Here is an 18,751-nt window from a genome sequence, read left to right on the forward strand (position 1 = left end):
CAATGACCGAGCCCGGCTTCATCGCCTCGACCATATCCTTGGTCCAAAGCTCGGGCGCTTCGCGGTTGGGGATCAGCGCCGTGGTGATGACGATGTCCATCTCCGGGGCCAGTTCACGGAACTTGGCCAGCTGTGCCTCGCGGAACTCGTCCGACTGGACGCTGGCATAGCCGCCGGTGGCCGCGCCGTCCTGCTGGTCTTCTTCAAAATCCAGATAGACGAACTCGGCGCCCATGGATTCGACCTGCTCGGCCACTTCCGGGCGCACGTCGAACGCGTAAGTGATCGCACCCAGCGAGGTCGAGGTCCCGATCGCCGCCAGACCGGCAACACCAGCCCCCACGATCAGCACCTTCGCAGGCGGCACCTTACCGGCCGCCGTCACCTGGCCGGTGAAGAACCGGCCAAAGTTGTTGCCCGCCTCGATCACCGCGCGGTAACCGGCGATATTGGCCATCGACGACAGCGCATCCATTTTCTGCGCGCGGCTGATACGCGGCACCATCTCCATGGCGATGACGTTGGCGCCCTTGGCCTTAGCCGCTTCCATCCCTTCTTCGTTCCCTGCCGGGTTGAAGAACGAAATCAGCGTCTTACCCTTAGTCAGACGCTTCAGCTCGGTTGCGTCGGGTTGACGAACCTTGGCAACAATGTCGGCCTCTTTCCACAGCGCAGCCGCCGTCTTGACGACCTCAACGCCTGCAGCCTCATACGCCGCATCCGAAAAGCCCGCAGCAGCCCCAGCGCCTTTCTCAATCAGGCACTCATAGCCCAGTTTCTGCAACTGCACCGCAGAGTCCGGCGTCATCGCAACCCGGTTCTCGCCCTCATATTTTTCCTTCGGTGTGCCTATCTTCACTGGCAGTCCCCCTAGTTCTCACTCAAGCTGAGCGGGTGGTCGGTATTCTTCGTTAAGCAAACATGTATCTTGCGCAACATTATTTCGCAAGTGCAGCATTCACGATATGATATTATCGGTCTGTCCATCCTAAACCCACCGGCGGGTTTTACGTTCATAACGGGCAAAATCAGCGTGAAAAGTACGGCGCAGGCGGTCTTCTTCGGGCAGAATGAACCGGCGCTCAAGCACCCAGACGAAGATTGGGATAAGGATCAGAGACAGCACCGCATCGAACCGTAAAACCAAACCAGCCAGAATCAGAACATCGCCAACATAGATCGGGTTGCGGCTGCGTTTATAAATGCCTGACTGAACCAGCGCCGAAGGTGTTTCGTGCGGGATAACGGTTGTTTTGTGACGGCGAAACTCCATAATCGCCAATACGGCGAGCAGAATGCCGCCCCCGATCAGTAACCCACTTAACAAGTCAGTCAGTCCACCGTCCAGCGACAAGCCCAGGGGGAAATGACGCGCCTGCAGCCAGGCCAGAAAAGCGAACCCAACAAGCCAGACGGGCGGTATGTCGATCCGGTGCATGCGCATCCCCGCAACTGACAACATGCACAGGCATGTCGTTTCTGGCCGATGTCCTACCGCTTTCGAACCGAATTGGCAAAAGCTCAGGTTGTCGCATCAATGGACAGGCCGATACGGATCGGCTAGGCCGAAAGAAAGCAACACAACACAAAGTAGTGAGCCGCCCATGACCGACTTTGCCGCGACCAAAGCCATGTTCGATCTGCCCGAGGATGTCATTTATCTGGACGGTAATTCGCTGGGTCCGTTGCCGCTGGCTGCCAGTGATCGTGTCAGTGACATGATGGTCAAGGAATGGGGCCAGATGCTGATCACCGGCTGGAACAAGGCCGGATGGATGGGTTTGCCGACCGGCCTGGGCGACCGCATTGGCCGTCTGATCGGCGCGGAACCCGGGACGGTTGTGACCGGCGACACCCTGTCGATCAAAGTGTATCAGGCCGTGGCATCTGCGCTGGAACTGTGCCCGGACCGCAAGGTGGTCCTGTCGGATAACGGCAACTTCCCGTCTGATTTGTATATGGTGGACGGGCTGCTGCGCTCGCTGGGGCCGAATTATGAACTACGCGTTGTCGCACCCGAGGACGTGGCCGCAAACATAACCGACGACGTTGCCGTGCTGATGCTTACTGAGGTGGACTATCGCAGCGGGCGCATACACGACATGAAGGCGCTGACCGAACTGGCACATGCAAACGGGACGGTCACTGTCTGGGATCTGGCCCATTCCGCCGGAGCTATCCCAGTGGACCTGTCCGGCTGCAACGCCGATTTCGCGGTGGGCTGCACATATAAATACCTTAACGGGGGCCCCGGTGCGCCAGCCTTTATCTATGTCGCGCCACGCTTGGCAGATCGCGCCCGTCCGGCCTTGTCAGGTTGGCTGGGGCACGAGGCACCCTTCGCCTTCGACCTGGACTATCGCCCCGGCAGCGGGATCGAGAGGATGCGGGTCGGCACCCCTCCGATCCTTCAGATGACCGCCCTGTCCGCCGCGATGGACATCTGGGACATGGCGGACATGGCTGATGTGCGCGCCAAATCCATCGACTTGACCGAGTTGTTCATAGCCCGTGTCGAAGGCACCTGCCCTGAGTTGGAACTGGCCAGCCCACGTGATCCGCAGCAGCGCGGCAGTCAGGTCTCGTTTCGGTTTACTGAAGGTTACGCCGCCATGCAGGCTCTGATCGCGCGCGGCGTGATCGGAGATTTCCGCGCGCCGGATATCATGCGCTTCGGGTTCACGCCTTTGTATATCGACGCGAGGGACGTCGAGCGCGCTGTCGAAATCTTGGCTGACATTATGCAAAACCGTTTATGGGATGCACCGGAATTCAAAGTGCGGCAGCGGGTTACCTGACCTCAAGCCCCGCACCGATCAACGCCGCGATCTGCGCAACCTGCTGTTCATAGACCTCTGCACCTGCACCGATCAGCTTGAGTCCCTTAAGCGTGGCCGTAATCGTCCGACCAGTCTCGGCCGCACCGGCCAGCAGGCGCACCCGCCCGGCCCGTTCTTGTAGTGTCAGCCAATCCGCGTATAGCCCTGACAGTTTAGCCTCACCCTCCGCGATGATCTCGGCGGATAAGGATTTGGTGTTGTCCAGCATCTCAAGCCCATGAGGCGAGGCCAGTATCGCGGCCATCCCTGCCGTCTGCGCCTGAATCGCACTGGCTAGAACCTCGGACACTGAACCTGACGTTGCCAGCGCCTCGGCAACAGCCGCGCATTTTTCGACATAGTAGATCTCTGTCAGTTTACTGACGATCGCCTCTTTGTTCTTGAAATGCAGATACAGCGCCGGCCGGGACATCCCCGCCCCCTGCGCAATGTCATCCATCGAGGTTTTTCGGTACCCATAAGCGGCAAAAGCCTGAAAAGCCGAGTTCAGGATGGTTTTTTGCCGTGAATCGTCAACTGCTTCCGTCATACCAGAACCTCTGACATTTTTTGTATATTTTGTCAATTGACATACTGACACTTTGCGCTAAATATGTCAGCAACCAGCCACAGCCAGATGAGGTGCGCCATGGCGACCACACTGAAGATTAACGGTAAGCAACATCAGGTTGACCTGCCCGATGACGTCCCCTTGCTTTGGGTCTTGCGCGATGAGGTCGGCCTGACCGGCACCAAATTCGGCTGCGGCGTGGCGGCCTGTGGTGCCTGCACGGTTCATATTGATGGCGAGGCTGTGCGCTCGTGCCAGGTGAGCCTGTCGGATGTTTGGGGCGATGTCACCACGATTGAAGGTATCGGGACGCCGGGTACGATGGCGACAATCCAGCAAGCCTGGGTCGATCATCAGGTGGCGCAGTGCGGATATTGCCAGTCGGGCCAGATCATGCAGGCCGCTGCGTTGCTGGCTGAAAACCCTGCACCTTCGGACGCCGATATTGATGAGGCGATGCAGGGCAACCTGTGTCGTTGTGGCACCTACCCCCGTATTCGCGCTGCGATCCATGACGCGGCTGGCAAACTGAAGGAGGCGTAACTCATGGCTTCTGTTGGTAAAATCCTTCGCCGCACTTTCCTGATCGGCTCGGCCGCAATTGTCGGCGGCGTAGCATTCGGCGCCTATTATGTCAGCCGCCCCGCCGCGAACCCGCTAAAACCTGGCGAGGGTCAGGCGACGTTGAACCCGTTTGTCCTGATCGACCAAAACGGCGTAACCCTCTTTGCACCGCGCGCTGAAATGGGTCAGGGCGTCAAGACCACATGGGCCGCGCTGATTGCCGAGGAATTGGACGTGGATCTGAACCAGATCACTGTGCTGCACGGTCCGGCGGCAGCGGCCTACTATAACTCTGCCATGCTGGGGGAAGGTTTGCCCAACAAGGGTTATGACATCTCGGACTTCCAGCACAATCTGGGCGAAGCGCTGGGTGTGCTTGGCAAAGCTCTTCACCTCCAGGTCACGGGTGGTTCGACATCGATGAAGGATGGGTTCGAGCGGATGCGTCAGGCCGGTGCCTCGGCCCGAGACACGCTCAAACGCGCTGCGGCCCTTCGTTTGGGTGTTGACCCGTCGGAACTGGGAACTGCCGCAGGGCATGTCATCGCGCCAAATGGCGACAAGATTGCCTATACCGACTTGGCCGTAGACGCCGCCGGACTTGAACCGGTCGAAGTGCCCCTTCGCGATCCGTCCGAATGGCGTTATCTGGGCCAAACCCAGCCGCGTCTGGACATGGTCGAAAAGGCAACTGGTACCGCCGAGTTTGGCGTCGATGTTCGCCTGCCGGGGATGAAATTCGCGGCCGTGCGCATGAACCCCAAGCTGGGCGGCGCGATGAATGGTTTTGACGACAGCGCCGCGCAATCCATGCCGGGGGTCGAGAAAATCGTTGATCTGAGCACAGGTGTCGCCGTGATTGCCAACAACACGTGGCTCGCCAATCAAGCAGTCGAGGCCATCGACGTGGATTGGGGTGACGCCCCCTACCCGCCCGAGACGGATGGCATTTTCACCAAGATCGCCGAGGCGTTTGATGACTCGGCGAATTCGACAATGCGCGACGATGGCGATGTCAGCGTCACACCCGAAGGCGCAACCGAGATTACCGCAGAATATCAAGTGCCCTATTTGGCCCATGCCACGATGGAGCCGATGAACGCCACCGCGCTGTATACCGGCGATGCGTTGGAGCTGTGGTGCGGCAATCAGGCCCCAACCCTGATCCGGTTCCGCGCGGCCAACACCGCTAGTCTGGACACCGAAGCGGTACAGATCCACACCACATATCTGGGTGGTGGGTTTGGTCGCCGGGGTGAACTGGATTTCGGCGAGATTGCCACCAAGGTTGCCATGGCCATGCCCGGCACCCCGGTTCAGACGACCTGGAGCCGCGAAGAAGATATGCGCCACGACTATTACCGCCCCGGCGCCATTGCCCGGATGCGCGGGGCAGTGCAGGACGGCAAGGCAGTTCTGATTGACGGCAAAGTTTCGGCGCAATCCTGCACGCAGCAGGCCGTGACGAGATACACTGGCATGCCTGGTGCCGGCCCGGACAAGGTTCTGGTCGAAGGTTTTTTCAACCAGCCCTACGCGGTGCCGAACTACCGCATGAGCGGCCACATCCCCAAACTTGACGTCCCCGTCGGGTTCTGGCGGTCGGTCGGCAACAGCCATAACGGCTTCTTCCACGAAACCTTTATGGATGAGATGGCTTATGCCGCGGGCCGCGACCCGCTGGAATTCCGGTTGGAACTGATGAAGGGTGAACACGCCCCCTCGGCCGGTTGCCTCGAAGCAGTGCGCGAGATGTCCGGATGGACCGGGCAGACACCGGACGGCGTGGGGCGCGGCGTGGCGTTCACCTACAGTTTCGGTACTCCGGTCGCACAAGTGATCGAGGTGGTAGACGAAGACGGCACCATCCGCATCAACAAGGCGTGGATTGCCTGTGATATGGGGCTGGCTCTGGACCCCGAGAACGTCAAAGCGCAGATGTTCGGCGGCATGATGTATGGTCTGTCAGCAGCCTGCTACGGTGAGATCACCTTTGCCGAAGGTGAGGTCGAGCAATACAACTTCCCCGACTACGATGCGATCCGGATGCATACTGCTCCGCAGGTTGAGGTGCGCGTGCTGGAAACCAACCGCCACATGGGTGGCGCGGGCGAACCCGGAACGCCGCCATCAATGCCGGCGCTTGGCAATGCGTTGTTTGATCTGACCGGAGAACGCGCCCGAAAGCTGCCTCTTAATCAGCAGTTTGATCTGTTGATTTGATTGCAATGCGCCGGTCCCCTTTGTGGATCAGCGCGACATTCACGCCCGTTGCTGTACCAGACTGGCATCCGAACCGGTGGCCCATGCCCGTACGGCGGCACCGAATGCCTCGAACAAAGGTCGGGAAACGGGATCGTTCATTGCATCCCATTCAGGGTGCCATTGCACCGATAGAGTAAAGCCTGGCGCATCTTTGATATAGATCGCCTCGGGCGTACCATCAGGCGCGTGGCCGTCGATGACAACACGGTCACCGACCGTCTTGATACCCTGCCCGTGCAAAGTGTTGGTCATCACTTCGGGCGCGCCGAATAGTTGGTGGAATACGCCACCTTCGTCCAGTGTCACCACATGTCGCAAGGCAAACTTCTCTTCCAAAGTCCCGTCCGGGGGCATGCGGTGGTTCATTCGACCCGGCAAATCGCGTATTTCAGGGTAGAGCGTGCCGCCCATGGCGACGTTGACCTCTTGAAACCCGCGACAAATGCCCATGAAGGGCTGACCACGCTCGACACAGGCGCGAACCAAAGGCAAAGTGACCGCATCCCGCGCCCGGTCGAACTCACCATGCGCGTCAGTGGCATCCTCGCCGTATTCTTCAGGATGTACATTCGGGCGCCCACCGGTCAGCAGGAACCCGTCGCAGACCTCAAGCAATTCCTCAACCGTGACAAAGCGCGGGTCGGATGGAATCAGCAGCGGCAGGCAATGCGAAACATTAGCCACGGCCTCAGAGTTCATCGTTCCACCCGCATGGGTAGGGTATTCATCGTTCATAAGGTAAGAGTTGCCGATGATACCGACGACAGGTCGAGACATTCCGCATTCCTTGCAGTTTCTGTAACTAACAGGGAAGCTATCCTCAGCAGATAGAACGTGCAACAGAACACGTCCTGCATGACGGCGCAAGGACGTGTTCAACTGCGCACAAAACGTTCGGGCTATACGGCAAATGTCGGAACAGAATTACAAATGATACCAAGTTTTTGAGAGTTTTTCCCTATTCTCTGGAAAAACCAGCACCACAGGCTGATCGAAATCAGGCTTCTCCGGTCAGGCCTGCCCCCTCGACCCCGGTCATACCCGCAACGACATCATTGTCCGATGTGTCGCCTGTCACACCAATGGCCCCGATCACCGCGCCCTTGCGATCACGCAGCAAAATTCCCCCCGGAACCGGCACAACCTGACCACCATAAACGCCGTTCACCGCATTCATGAAATAAGCCTGAGCTTCGGCACGTTGCATTTGCGCAGTGCCCGCCATGCCCAGCATGACCGACCCATAAGCCTTACCATGCGCGATAGCGAAACGGCCGGGCGCTGCGCCATCTTCACGTTCAAACGCGATGACGTGCCCACCCGCATCCAAGACCACGACCGAGAGCGGCTTCAGCTCCATCTCGCGGCCTTTCTCAAGAGTTTTGCGAATGATCGTGCGGGCTTTGCGCAGAGAAATGGTCATGGTGTGTCCTAACGTTTTTGCGAAGTTAAAGGCTGGTTTTCAGTTCAAGACGGCGCGCATGCAGAACCGGCTCGGTATACCCCGAAGGTTGAATACGTCCCTTGAATACCAGATCACACGCGGCCTGGAAGGCGATCCCGTCGAACCCCGGCGCCATCGGCGAGTATTCAGGATCATTTTCGTTCTGACGGTCCACCACGGCAGCCATTTTTTGCATCGCAGCCATCAATTGTTCTTTACTGACGACACCATGATGCAGCCAGTTGGCTAGTGCCTGCGAGGAAATCCGGCAGGTTGCCCGATCCTCCATCAGACCCACATCGTTGATATCCGGCACTTTCGAGCAGCCCACGCCCTGATCAATCCAGCGCACGACATATCCCAAAATGCCCTGAGCGCTGTTTTCGATCTCACGCGTGATCTCATCTTCGCTGAGGTTGCGGCCATCCAGCAGCGGTATCGTCAGCAAATCCCGCAACGTGCCACGGGCGCCACCAGCGGCCAATTCGTCCTGACGGGCCAGAACGTCGACCTTGTGGTAATGCGTGGCGTGCAGGGTCGCAGCGGTCGGTGACGGCACCCAGGCGCAGGTCGCGCCGGATTGCGGATGGCCGATCTTGACCTCAAGCATCTCACCCATACGGTCGGGCATCGCCCACATGCCTTTACCGATCTGGGCCTTGCTCTTCAGGCCGCAAGCCAGACCGATATCGACGTTGCGGTCTTCGTAAGACGCAATCCAGGGCGTGTTCTTGATGTCGCCTTTGGGCAGCACCGGACCTGCTTCCATCGAGGTATGAATCTCGTCCCCCGTCCGGTCCAGAAAGCCGGTATTGATGAAAGCCACGCGCGATTTCGCAGCTCGGATACATTCCTTGAGGTTGGCCGAGGTGCGGCGTTCCTCATCCATGATGCCCAGTTTTACGGTGTTGCGCGGCAGACCGAGAATGTCTTCGACCAAGTCAAAAATCTCGACCGAGAATGCCACCTCTTCCGGCCCGTGCATCTTGGGTTTCACCACGTAAACCGACCCGTTGACCGAATTGCCGCCTTCGCGCTGCAGATCGTGCATTGCGATCACAGTGGTGCAGAGCGCATCCATTAGACCTTCACCGGTCTCATTGCCGTCGGCATCCAGTACGGCGGGGTTGGTCATCAGGTGACCCACGTTACGCACCAGCATCAGCGAGCGGCCTTTCAGCGTTGCCTGCTCTCCATCTGCGGTGGTGTAATCGACATCCTCTGCCAGCTTGCGTGTGAAGGTATTTCCGCCTTTGAAAACCTCTTGCGTCAAGTCACCTTTCATCAGGCCCAGCCAGTTGCCATAGGCCACAACCTTGTCTTCGGCATCAACACAAGCAACCGAGTCTTCGCAGTCCATGATCGTTGACAAGGCCGCTTCGACGACCACATCGGCGATGCCTGCCGGGTCGGATGCGCCGATCGTGCTAGACGGATCGATCACGATTTTGACGTGCAGACCGTTGTTCTTCAGCAGTACGAATTCGGGGTTTTCAGTGGCGCCGCCATATCCAACAAAACGCGAGGGGTCCGCCAGCGCGGGCACCAGTGCCCCGTTTTCCACACGCAGTTCCGAGACATCCGCCCACGAACCGCTGGCCAGCGGTGCAGCGTCATCCAGAAAATCTTTGGCCCAGGCGATCACCCGTGCGCCGCGGGCAGCGTCATATCCTATGCCAGTGGGAAGATCACCCATCGCATCAGTGCCATACAGCCCATCATACAAACTGCCCCAACGGGCATTCGCAGCGTTCAGGGCAAAACGGGCATTGGTAATCGGAACAACCAACTGCGGCCCGGGGATTGCTGCGATTTCGGGATCGACATTTGCCGTTTCAATCTGGAAATCGGGGCCTTCTTCCACCAGATACCCGATTTCTCGCAGGAATGCCTCGTATGCGGCGGCATCATGGGCCTGCCCCTTGCGTTCCAGATGCCAACCATCAAGACGACTTTGAATTTCCGACCGCTTAGCAAGCAGTTCCCGATTTTTTGGGCCAAGCTCATCAACCAAGCGGGCGAAACCGGACCAGAACACCTCGGGCGTGACACCTGTTCCAGGCAATGCCTGATTTTCGATGAAATCCGCCAGCTCCCAGGCAATCTGCAGCCCTTTCCGGGTTTCTCTGCCGCTCATAAGTCAATTCTCCCGCATTGTGTACGTTGGCATGCAGGCGTCAATTAGTGCGAAAGTTTCCGATAGGCAACAGACCCCTCAAGTTTCCGGTGGAATTTGAAGACCAAATTGACCTGCCTGGCGGCTCGGAATACCCAGCATCGGCTTGCGGCTGACAAGTGATCCCCATAACGTCACGCCAGAACTCAACCGATACGAGGCCCCCGATGCGTGACGCTGCCCCCACCACGATCTATCTGAAAGATTACACGCCTTTTGGCTATCTTGTGGACAGCGTGCATCTGACCTTTGATCTGGCAGATCATGCCACACGCGTTACGTCTCGTATCGCGTTCCGCCCCAACCCCGAGGCAACGGATCGTACGTTTTTTCTGCATGGCGAAGACCTGACCCTGATCCGGGCGGTTGTTGACGGGGTCGAAATCACCCCCAATGTCACCGACAAGGGCCTGACTGTTGAAGTCCCCAATGCGCCCTTCATCTGGGAGGCCGTCGTCGAGATCGACCCCGGTAACAACACCGCGCTTGAGGGCCTGTATATGTCGAACGGCATGTATTGCACCCAGTGCGAGGCTGAAGGTTTCCGCAAGATCACCTATTACCCCGACCGGCCCGACGTGATGTCCGTGTTTACCGTACGCATCAACGGTGACTTGCCGGTCTTGCTGTCCAACGGCAACCCCTCGGGCAAGGGAGAAGGCTGGGCTGAATGGACCGACCCGTGGCCCAAACCCGCCTATCTGTTCGCGCTGGTCGCAGGCGACCTGATCGCCCATCCCGGTCAGTTCACCACCATGTCGGGCCGCGACGTGGAACTGAACCTCTGGGTGCGCCCCGGAGACGAAGGCAAATGCGCCTTTGGGATGGAGGCACTGAAAAAGTCGATGAAATGGGACGAAGACGTCTATGGCCGCGAATACGATCTGGACGTGTTCAACATCGTGGCCGTTGATGACTTCAACATGGGCGCGATGGAGAACAAGGGGCTGAACATCTTCAACTCTTCCGCCGTTCTGGCCAGCCCCGAAACCTCGACCGATGCCAATTTCGAGAGGATAGAGGCAATCATTGCGCATGAGTATTTCCACAACTGGACCGGCAACCGAATTACCTGCCGCGACTGGTTCCAGCTGTGTTTGAAAGAGGGCCTGACGGTGTTTCGCGATGCGCAGTTTACGTCCGATATGCGCTCGGCCCCGGTGAAACGCATCCATGATGCGATCGACCTGCGCGCACGGCAGTTCCCCGAGGATAACGGTCCGTTGTCACACCCGGTTCGCCCTGAAAGCTTTCAGGAAATCAACAACTTCTACACCGCGACTGTTTACGAAAAAGGCGCCGAAGTCATCGCCATGCTCAAGCGGTTGGTGGGGGATGAGGCCTATGCGCAGGCGCTGAACCTCTATTTCGACCGTCATGACGGGCAGGCCTGCACCATCGAAGACTGGATCAAGGTGTTCGAGGATACGACCGGTCGCGATCTGACCCAGTTCAAGCGTTGGTACAGCCAATCCGGCACACCGCGCATCTCAGTTGCCGAAGACTGGCAGGATGGCACCTATACCCTGACCCTGTCACAAAGCACCAAGCCAACACCCGGCCAGACCAAGAAACTGCCGCAGGTGATCCCCGTCGCCGTGGGCCTGCTGGGCCAGAACGGGGACGAAGTGTGCGCCACCGAAGTGTTGGAGCTGACCGAAGCCGAGCAAAGCTTTAGTTTCACTGGACTGGCAGCAAAACCTGTGGCCTCGATCCTGCGCGATTTCTCGGCCCCGGTCATTCTGGAACATGACCACACGGATGCCGAACGCGCATTTTTGCTGGCCCACGACACCGATCCGTTCAACCGTTGGCAGGCAGGGCGGTCGCTTGCGCAAGATACGCTGCTGCGCATGATCCGCGAAGATGCAGCGACGGGAACGAACTATCTGGATGGTATGTTGGCCGTGCTGCGTGACGGCGATCTGGACCCAGCCTATCGCTCTTTGATGTTGGGTCTGCCAACGCAATCCGAACTGGCTGCGGCCTTGTTTGAAAGTGGTAATACCCCTGATCCGATGGCGATATGGACCGCCGTCGAAACCCTGCGCCAAGCGACCGCACAGCATGTGCAGGACCTGCTGCCAAGGCTGCACAGCGAAACACTGATCGACGCGCCGTTCAGCCCCGATGCTGATCAGGCCGGCAAGCGGGCACTTGGTGGCGCAGTACTGTACTTGACTTCGCGGCTGGATGGCGGTGCCAAAGCGGCCGAGGAATACGCAGCAGCCGACAACATGACCCGCCAACTGACCGCCCTGTCTTGCCTTTTGCGGGCGGGCGCGGGCCAAACCGAACTCGCGGACTTTTACAGGCAGTGGCAGCATGACCGGCTGGTTGTCGATAAGTGGTTCGGCCTGCAGGTGACAACGGCCTCTCCTGAAACTACGCCGGATGTTACGCGCACATTGACCGAGCACCCTGATTTCAATTGGAAGAACCCCAACAGGTTCCGGGCAGTCATGGGGGCGTTGGCGATGAACCACGCCGGGTTCCATCGTGCGGACGGGGCAGGATATGCGTTGTTGGCAGACTGGCTGATCAGGCTGGACCCGGTTAACCCCCAGACCACCGCCAGGATGTGTTCTGCCTTCCAGACCTGGAAACGCTATGACACCGACCGTCAGGACCTGATGAAAGCTCAGTTGACGCGTATCGCCGACACACCGAACCTGTCGCGGGATACAACGGAAATGGTGTCTCGCATCCTCGGCGTATGACCCCGTTTACTTTCCAACGCCACAACAGGACCCCACGCGCCGTCGTGATCCTGATGTGCGTCTACGCGGGGCTGATCGCGTTGGTTATTCTGTTCGATGCGGCGTGGTGGCTGGTTGGGTTGCTGAGCTTGCCCACCCTGCCCGCCCTTTGGGACATTGCGCATGGCACAAGTGCCGGACTAACCCTGGATCACCGCGCAATACGATGGTTTTCAGGCAACCGCGAGGCCGAGGTTGCCTTGGCCGATATCGACCATGTCCGGCTCGACACGCGCTGGGACTTTTCCGTGCGCACGTCACTGGTTCTGGCCTCGGGCAAGCGGATTCGGCTGCCGGATGAAGCCACACCACCCCACAAGACCCTTGAAACTGTCCTGCAAGACGCCGGATTACGGGTTGAACGGCACCATTTCACCGTTTTCTGAAACAATCAGTCGGAAAAGGACCAATTCCCCCGGCCTGTCACGCATCACCCCCCAAAAAGCTTGAATTTGAGGCGATTTTCGGTCAAAGTTTCAAGCTAACTTACCAGTTTGTTACGATTTCGAGTTTTACCATGTTTCGGTTTTTCAGGGCTCGTGAGGCCCTTTCTTCTTTATCTAAGGGTCAATCCACGCAAAACGTGCGGGTAACCGACTGCGCGGTGACGGCATCACTGCCGGATAAAGGGCAATTGAACATTCCAGTTGCCGATATCAGGGCCGAAGACCTGACCGCCCGTAACACCATTGAAGAAGGGCGCACACTGGCCAGACAGGACCACTGGGCCAAGCTGTCCAAAATGATGCATGCCGCCGACAAGGACCGCGCAATCGCATCGGACGCAACACCGATTGCGGATCTGTTGGCCTTTGGCGCGCGTTCCGACGTTGTATTGGCAGTGGAACATGCCCTGTCGGATGGCAGCGCGCTGTGCGAATATGACTTGCTGGGCGGTATCTCAGAGCTTGAAGACGAAATGCGTGAGCATCCGGGTGATCCGATGATTACGCTGGTGGTCGCCTTAGCACACATTGACCTGGCCTGGGCATGGCGCGGAACCGCAACGGATGCCACGTTGCCGCCCCTTCACCGGTCGCGTTGCGCGGCCCATTTCGACCGGGCCGCAGACCTTTTGCCGACATGCCGCGCTGCGTTGCCAAACAGCCCCATTGTCGCAGCCGCAAGCTGTGCCCTGTTGGCAGGTCAACGGAAGACTAACCAGCGTGTAGCCGAAGAATACGAACGCCTGATCTCCCTGGACCCGCACAATCAGCGGCCTATGCGGGCGATGGGCACGCATCTGCTGCCGCGTTGGTTTGGCAGCTATGAAAAGCTTGAAGTTCAGGCACTGCGGAACGCCGCGCGGACTGGCGATATCTGGGGCGCTGGCGGCTATACTTGGGTCCAGTTTGACGCCATCGCATTGGACGAAGAGGCCTGCGCTCGTCTGGATGTCGAGTACTTCCTGGAAGGGTTGGATGACATTCTGCATCGCCGCCCCGATCAGCAGACCGTCAACATGCTTTCGGCCTATTGCGCCATCACGATACAGAACGGTCAGGGCCTGAACGAAAAGGCCGACCTTGTGCGCTCGCAAATTCACGAAGCTGCAAACAGGCTGATCCGCGACCACTTGACTGAACTGCACCCGCTGATTTGGGCGCATGCCGCGAATGGGTTCAACAACTCGGTTCGCATCAATTCTGCCGAACGGTTTGCAGCCCGCGGCAAGCGCGATGCGTTGCGTGCCATCCGTGATCTGTTCCGCGAGGAACTGCGCAGCGGCACGGACGTGACCTTTACACCGTCTGGTCTGCGCCTGTCTCAACACTGATTCCCCCTTGCCCCTCGCCCCTGCCGGGCCTAATACGCAGGCTTAGACTTCTGCGGAAATGAGGCGCGCCATGCTCGACCTGACATATGAAATGCCCAAACCCAAAACCATTGCCGGGGCCAAACACGATTGGGAACTGGTGATCGGGATGGAGGTGCATGCGCAGGTCTCGTCCAATGCCAAACTGTTCTCGGGCGCATCGACCCAATTTGGGGCCGAACCGAACGCGAACGTAGCCTTTGTGGACGCGGCGATGCCGGGGATGCTGCCGGTGATCAACGAATACTGCGTGGAACAGGCAGTACGCACCGGACTGGGCCTGAAGGCGGATATCAACCTGAAATCGGCTTTTGACCGCAAGAACTATTTCTACCCCGACCTGCCGCAGGGCTATCAGATCTCACAGCTCTACCACCCCATCGTGGGCGAAGGTGAAGTGCTGGTTGAAATGGGTGATGGCACCGCGCGCAACGTGCGGATCGAACGCATCCATATGGAGCAGGATGCAGGCAAATCGATCCACGACATGGACCCGCATATGTCCTTTGTCGATCTGAACCGGACCGGTGTCTGCCTGATGGAGATCGTCAGCCGCCCCGACATTCGCGGACCCGAAGAAGCGGCGGCCTATATCGTCAAGCTGCGTCAGATCCTGCGCTATCTGGGCACCTGTGATGGCAACATGCAAAACGGCAACCTGCGGGCTGATGTGAACGTCTCAATCTGTTTGCCGGGCGCGTATGAGAAATACCAGGAAACGCAGGATTTCTCGCATCTGGGCACCCGCTGCGAAATCAAGAACATGAACTCGATGCGCTTTATCCAGCAAGCGATCGAGGTTGAAGCCCGTCGTCAGATTGCCATCGTCGAAGCCGGCGGCAAGGTCGATCAGGAAACCCGCCTGTATGACCCGGACAAGGGTGAGACCCGCTCGATGCGGTCCAAGGAAGAGGCGCATGACTATCGCTACTTCCCCGACCCCGACCTGCTACCGCTTGAGATCGAGCAGGCATGGGTGGATGACATCGCCGCCAAACTGCCGGAACTGCCCGACGACAAGAAAGCGCGCTTCATAAGCGAATTCGGCCTGACCGATTATGACGCGTCCGTGCTGACCGCCGAGGTGGAATCGGCCGCCTATTTCGAAGAAGTTGCCAAGGGCCGCAACGGTAAGCTGGCCGCAAACTGGGTCATCAACGAACTTTTCGGTCGTCTGAAGAAAGAAGACCACGACATAACGGATTCGCCCGTATCTCCGGCACAATTGGGTGGGATCATCGACCTGATCGCATCGGACGCGATCTCGGGCAAGATCGCCAAGGACTTGTTCGAGATCGTCTATACCGAAGGCGGCGATCCGGCGCAGATCGTCGAAGAGCGCGGCATGAAACAGGTGACCGACACCGGCGCGATTGAATCCGCACTGGATGAGATCATCGCAGCCAACCCGGCGCAGGTTGAAAAGGCCAAGGTGAACCCGAAACTGGCGGGCTGGTTCGTCGGCCAGGTGATGAAAGCCACGGGTGGCAAGGCCAACCCCAAGGCGGTGAACGAACTGGTCAGCAAGAAGCTGGGCTCGTAAAGCCTTCGAGATATCGAACAGTCGCGGCGGGGTTTGAACAAAACCCTGCCGTTTTTCTTTCCGCCACGTCCATGCGATGATGACTTTCCCAAAATCGCCAACATGTTAGATTGCCGGAACCCGGTAACCAGGAAAATCCGATGCAGCGCTACGAATACAAAGTTGTCCCAGCCCCGCAAAAAGGCACCAAGGCCAAGGGCGTCAAAACCGCCGAAGGACGGTTTGCAGCATCCGTGGAACAGCTGCTGAACGAGATGGGGCAAGACGGCTGGGAATATCAGCGGGCCGAATTGCTGCCCAGCGAGGAACGCACTGGCCTGACCGGTTCAGCCGTGAACTGGCGCAATGTGTTGGTCTTTCGGCGCGAGATCGAGCCGTCTTTTGTCTCGACCCGTAACCCAACAGAAACGCCAGACAGCGTGCCGCTGGCGCAACCCGTACCTGGACCCGAAACAGTTGTTGCCCCGGCTCCGATTGCCGAAGAGGTGAATGACCCGCCCCTGTCGCTGAAAGGGTCCGAGGCGAAATCCGAACCTCCAGAAAAGCCCTGATCGCGGCGAGCCCAAGTCAAGCGCAGCACGTTTTTCCCTGTTGTATCGGAGGGCAAGGCACCGTTGCGTATGAGCAATAGACGCAGCAATCGCCCTCCAAAGGCTTCAGCACTTGGTGGCAGGATTTGCATTCATAGAACCACTGACACGCGTCCGTGGGCATGGTTTCCGTTTCGACGTGCCCACAGGATGGGCAGGTCAGGGTGGACTCGAGCGTAAAGGCCGTCTCCGTTCTGGACATTTGATCCCTCCCCTCAAAGCACTTTGGGCCAGCTACCCCCCAATATCCAACGCTAGAGCATGAATGCGCGGCACGATATCGCCCAGCGCCTTGTGTACAGCGCGGTGGCTAGCGACGCGGGACTGGCCCTCGAACGCGCTGGCGCGGATGCGGACATTGAAATGGCTCTCGCCTCCGTCCTGATACCCGGCATGGCCGCGGTGGCTTTCGCTGTCGTCGATGACCTCCAGCTCACGCGGATTGAACGCGGTTTCAAGGCGCTGATGGATTTCGTCACTCACGCTCATTTTTTCGCTCAGCGGCAAAAAATTTACCGCTCCCCCTCTTCTACTTTCGGCTGCTTAGACTAAACTGCTGCCTCCGAGTCGAAAAGATGCCTTGTCGAGGATCAGAGCATGGTAAAATCAGACCCCTTCGGATTCGATATGTCCGTTTCCAGCGCAAAGAAAAAGAACCCGCGCGGGCGCCGGGGGATGTCGGGCGCATCTGAGACATCGACGCGAATCTGCGATCACGAGGGTTGTGAGGAGGCCGGTAAGTTCCGTGCGCCCAAGGCGCCGGACGTGCTGGACGACTTTTACTGGTTCTGCCAGCAGCACGTCCGCGAATATAACAACAAGTGGAACTTCTTCGACGGCACCACCGAGGCCGAGTTGAACGCACAACGTTCCAAGGACAAAGTGTGGGAGCGTGAGACAAAGCCGATGGGCGACCCCGAGGCACGCGCCTGGGCGCGTCTGGGCATCGAAGATCCGCATCAGGTTCTAGGCGAGAACGCCACAAAGAACCCCGGCCGCGCCAATTCCGGCGGCCGCCGCCTGCCCCCCACTGAACGTCGCGCGATTGAGATTCTTGAGGCGCAGGACAGCTGGTCCAAGGCCGAGGTGCGCAAGGCCTATAAAAAGCTGATCAAGGTGCTGCACCCGGACATGAACGGCGGCGACCGATCCCAAGAGGAACAGCTGCAAGAGGTCGTCTGGGCCTGGGATCAGATCAAGGACAGCCGGAATTTTAAGTAAGCTCTACTACGCTGAAGACGTACCCCGCAGCGCCTGCGCTTCGGGGCGTTTCAAGCAACGAAGTTTGGTTTTTGGCACCTGCGCGCTGTCACTGAGTTCGGGAAATAGCGCGCGCAGTTCGTCAACATCTTCGCGGCTGAAAGAATTCAAAGACTGACCGCCGACATACAGGCTTTCACTTTGCAGGCCATGCGAGGACAGGATGGCATGCTGCTCGCAGGCAATGTGAAAGTAGGTGACGGGCTCATCCGTTCCTATCTGACGGATCGTATCATCGTTGACCAGATGAATCGCGGCCGAGAAGACCATCGGTTCCCCAAATAGCAATTCGGCCCGCCAGCCTTCAATCACAATCCGGTGCTGCGGGGATACGTACAGGTCGCGGTTGGGCAGACCTTTGCCTAACGCGTTGCGCTGAATTCTCACTGGGCGAAACCTTGGCTGGAAGCGCAAAGTCTGAGCGCTGAGTGTTCGTTTCCCGATCCATACAATAGGAAGGGATTGACCATCAGATACGCAAACCCTGTCGCCCACCGCCAAATCCTCGACCGGTCGCGGGCCTGCGGTTGTTTCGATTAAGGTACCGGCAACAAAACAAGGCGGGTTCGACGGATCGAGATCACTCTGAGTGATCTTCCAATTGCCGGTGCTCATTGGTCCGGTTGGGTCGTTTGTGTCCCAAGCGAAAATCTGTGTGCCGACCTGAATAAATTCGCCGGAGTCGCCGTTGCTCACCCTGGTGCCTTGCCCAAGGTAGGTATAAGGCTGAAACGTAAGGCCCCCGTCGAATGAGATCGTTTGACCATCAACAATCGCTGGCTGAGTCGTGTTTTGAACGACCAAGTCGCCCGGGCCAGTTGTGTTTACGGTGTGCAGTAGGACATCAAAAGCCATCGAATTCGCCCTTTGCGCCAGCAATGGTCAAAACGGGGGCGCCATCATGCGACGGGTGGATGGGCACTCTTTCGCGACTGCTAGTCTCG

Annotated in this window: 18 protein-coding genes; 9 read left to right on the top strand and 9 right to left on the bottom strand. The window is 58.4% G+C overall.

All coding sequences use genetic code 11. From position 1 onward, the window contains the following. Both GOX21_RS09170 and GOX21_RS09175 read right to left on the bottom strand, forming a co-directional pair. On the bottom strand, positions 1 to 859 hold an 859-nt coding region (locus GOX21_RS09170), incomplete at its 3' end, for a Re/Si-specific NAD(P)(+) transhydrogenase subunit alpha (protein WP_170485394.1). Positions 860 to 988: 129 nt separating this feature from the next. Continuing rightward, the gene (locus GOX21_RS09175; protein ID WP_170348100.1) at positions 989 to 1,438 is read right to left on the bottom strand and encodes a methyltransferase family protein; all 450 of its coding nucleotides are present in this window, start codon (positions 1,436 to 1,438) and stop codon (positions 989 to 991) included. A 166-nt stretch (positions 1,439 to 1,604) separates the two neighbouring features. Between GOX21_RS09175 and kynU the strand changes: the two genes are divergently transcribed. After that, positions 1,605 to 2,798 carry a kynureninase gene (kynU, locus tag GOX21_RS09180; protein ID WP_170374576.1) on the top strand — a complete coding sequence of 398 codons (1,194 nt, stop codon included), beginning with the start codon at positions 1,605 to 1,607 and terminating at the stop codon, positions 2,796 to 2,798. Here the strand turns inward: kynU and GOX21_RS09185 are convergent. Further along, a complete protein-coding gene (locus GOX21_RS09185; protein WP_170374575.1) occupies positions 2,791 to 3,369 on the bottom strand; it encodes a TetR/AcrR family transcriptional regulator in 579 nt (192 codons plus the stop codon). The genes kynU and GOX21_RS09185 overlap by 8 nt on opposite strands. 99 nt (positions 3,370 to 3,468) lie before the next feature. Between GOX21_RS09185 and GOX21_RS09190 the strand changes: the two genes are divergently transcribed. Next, positions 3,469 to 3,933, top strand: a complete 465-nt coding sequence (locus GOX21_RS09190) for a (2Fe-2S)-binding protein (RefSeq protein ID WP_170348095.1) — start codon at positions 3,469 to 3,471, stop codon at positions 3,931 to 3,933. A gap of 3 nt (positions 3,934 to 3,936) precedes the next feature. Further along, positions 3,937 to 6,177 carry a xanthine dehydrogenase family protein molybdopterin-binding subunit gene (locus GOX21_RS09195; protein WP_170374573.1) on the top strand — a complete coding sequence of 747 codons (2,241 nt, stop codon included), beginning with the start codon at positions 3,937 to 3,939 and terminating at the stop codon, positions 6,175 to 6,177. 39 nt (positions 6,178 to 6,216) lie between these two features. On the opposite strand, the gene GOX21_RS09200 is transcribed toward GOX21_RS09195, so the two are convergent. From GOX21_RS09200 to GOX21_RS09210, 3 genes are all read right to left on the bottom strand, one after another. Continuing rightward, positions 6,217 to 6,996, bottom strand: coding sequence for a gamma-glutamyl-gamma-aminobutyrate hydrolase family protein (locus GOX21_RS09200; protein WP_170348090.1), 780 nt, complete (start codon positions 6,994 to 6,996; stop codon positions 6,217 to 6,219). Between the two features lie 220 nt (positions 6,997 to 7,216). After that, complete coding sequence (locus tag GOX21_RS09205) at positions 7,217 to 7,642, bottom strand: GlcG/HbpS family heme-binding protein (protein ID WP_170348089.1); 426 nt, start codon at positions 7,640 to 7,642, stop codon at positions 7,217 to 7,219. 25 nt (positions 7,643 to 7,667) lie between these two features. Further along, positions 7,668 to 9,800, bottom strand: a complete 2,133-nt coding sequence (locus tag GOX21_RS09210; protein WP_170374571.1) for a malate synthase G — start codon at positions 9,798 to 9,800, stop codon at positions 7,668 to 7,670. Between the two features lie 206 nt (positions 9,801 to 10,006). On the opposite strand from GOX21_RS09210, the gene pepN reads away from it, so the two are divergent. From pepN to GOX21_RS09235, 5 genes are all read left to right on the top strand, one after another. Then, entirely contained in the window at positions 10,007 to 12,559 is a 2,553-nt protein-coding gene (gene pepN / locus GOX21_RS09215; protein ID WP_170374569.1) for an aminopeptidase N, read from the top strand. Further along, positions 12,556 to 12,984 (top strand): hypothetical protein, encoded by a 429-nt coding sequence (locus GOX21_RS09220; RefSeq protein ID WP_170374568.1) that lies wholly within the window; start codon positions 12,556 to 12,558, stop codon positions 12,982 to 12,984. Before pepN ends, GOX21_RS09220 begins: the two co-directional genes overlap by 4 nt. Before the next feature lie 248 nt (positions 12,985 to 13,232). Further along, positions 13,233 to 14,375, top strand: coding sequence for a hypothetical protein (locus GOX21_RS09225; protein WP_254428515.1), 1,143 nt, complete (start codon positions 13,233 to 13,235; stop codon positions 14,373 to 14,375). A 70-nt stretch (positions 14,376 to 14,445) separates the two neighbouring features. After that, the gene (gatB, locus tag GOX21_RS09230) at positions 14,446 to 15,957 is read left to right on the top strand and encodes an Asp-tRNA(Asn)/Glu-tRNA(Gln) amidotransferase subunit GatB (RefSeq protein ID WP_170374566.1); all 1,512 of its coding nucleotides are present in this window, start codon (positions 14,446 to 14,448) and stop codon (positions 15,955 to 15,957) included. Between the two features lie 140 nt (positions 15,958 to 16,097). Continuing rightward, positions 16,098 to 16,508, top strand: a complete 411-nt coding sequence (locus GOX21_RS09235; protein WP_170374564.1) for a DUF4177 domain-containing protein — start codon at positions 16,098 to 16,100, stop codon at positions 16,506 to 16,508. 16 nt (positions 16,509 to 16,524) lie between these two features. Here the strand turns inward: GOX21_RS09235 and GOX21_RS21505 are convergent, their stop codons facing one another. Continuing rightward, the gene (locus tag GOX21_RS21505) at positions 16,525 to 16,749 is read right to left on the bottom strand and encodes a GDCCVxC domain-containing (seleno)protein (protein ID WP_226688691.1); all 225 of its coding nucleotides are present in this window, start codon (positions 16,747 to 16,749) and stop codon (positions 16,525 to 16,527) included. Positions 16,750 to 16,781: 32 nt separating this feature from the next. Continuing rightward, a complete protein-coding gene (locus GOX21_RS09240; protein WP_170374562.1) occupies positions 16,782 to 17,036 on the bottom strand; it encodes a BolA family protein in 255 nt (84 codons plus the stop codon). Between the two features lie 108 nt (positions 17,037 to 17,144). Between GOX21_RS09240 and GOX21_RS09245 the strand changes: the two genes are divergently transcribed. Continuing rightward, positions 17,145 to 17,768, top strand: a complete 624-nt coding sequence (locus GOX21_RS09245) for a J domain-containing protein (RefSeq protein WP_170348074.1) — start codon at positions 17,145 to 17,147, stop codon at positions 17,766 to 17,768. Between the two features lie 6 nt (positions 17,769 to 17,774). Here the strand turns inward: GOX21_RS09245 and GOX21_RS09250 are convergent, their stop codons facing one another. Next, entirely contained in the window at positions 17,775 to 18,503 is a 729-nt protein-coding gene (locus GOX21_RS09250) for a Hint domain-containing protein (RefSeq protein ID WP_170374561.1), read from the bottom strand. Positions 18,504 to 18,751: the final 248 nt, after the last annotated feature.

The sequence above is a fragment of the Ruegeria atlantica genome (assembly GCF_013032005.1).
Lineage (GTDB): Bacteria > Pseudomonadota > Alphaproteobacteria > Rhodobacterales > Rhodobacteraceae > Ruegeria > Ruegeria atlantica_A.

Excerpts from the sequence above, each read along its gene's own strand:
- GOX21_RS09175 (WP_170348100.1), bottom strand. The coding sequence starts at position 1,438 with ATGCACCGGATCGACATACCGCCCGTCTGGCTTGTTGGGTTCGCTTTT.
- kynU (WP_170374576.1), top strand. The coding sequence starts at position 1,605 with ATGACCGACTTTGCCGCGACCAAAGCCATGTTCGATCTGCCCGAGGAT.
- GOX21_RS09185 (WP_170374575.1), bottom strand. The coding sequence starts at position 3,369 with ATGACGGAAGCAGTTGACGATTCACGGCAAAAAACCATCCTGAACTCG.
- GOX21_RS09190 (WP_170348095.1), top strand. The coding sequence starts at position 3,469 with ATGGCGACCACACTGAAGATTAACGGTAAGCAACATCAGGTTGACCTG.
- GOX21_RS09195 (WP_170374573.1), top strand. The coding sequence starts at position 3,937 with ATGGCTTCTGTTGGTAAAATCCTTCGCCGCACTTTCCTGATCGGCTCG.
- GOX21_RS09200 (WP_170348090.1), bottom strand. The coding sequence starts at position 6,996 with ATGTCTCGACCTGTCGTCGGTATCATCGGCAACTCTTACCTTATGAAC.
- GOX21_RS09205 (WP_170348089.1), bottom strand. The coding sequence starts at position 7,642 with ATGACCATTTCTCTGCGCAAAGCCCGCACGATCATTCGCAAAACTCTT.
- GOX21_RS09210 (WP_170374571.1), bottom strand. The coding sequence starts at position 9,800 with ATGAGCGGCAGAGAAACCCGGAAAGGGCTGCAGATTGCCTGGGAGCTG.
- pepN (WP_170374569.1), top strand. The coding sequence starts at position 10,007 with ATGCGTGACGCTGCCCCCACCACGATCTATCTGAAAGATTACACGCCT.
- GOX21_RS09220 (WP_170374568.1), top strand. The coding sequence starts at position 12,556 with ATGACCCCGTTTACTTTCCAACGCCACAACAGGACCCCACGCGCCGTC.
- gatB (WP_170374566.1), top strand. The coding sequence starts at position 14,446 with ATGCTCGACCTGACATATGAAATGCCCAAACCCAAAACCATTGCCGGG.
- GOX21_RS09235 (WP_170374564.1), top strand. The coding sequence starts at position 16,098 with ATGCAGCGCTACGAATACAAAGTTGTCCCAGCCCCGCAAAAAGGCACC.
- GOX21_RS21505 (WP_226688691.1), bottom strand. The coding sequence starts at position 16,749 with ATGTCCAGAACGGAGACGGCCTTTACGCTCGAGTCCACCCTGACCTGC.
- GOX21_RS09240 (WP_170374562.1), bottom strand. The coding sequence starts at position 17,036 with ATGAGCGTGAGTGACGAAATCCATCAGCGCCTTGAAACCGCGTTCAAT.
- GOX21_RS09245 (WP_170348074.1), top strand. The coding sequence starts at position 17,145 with ATGGTAAAATCAGACCCCTTCGGATTCGATATGTCCGTTTCCAGCGCA.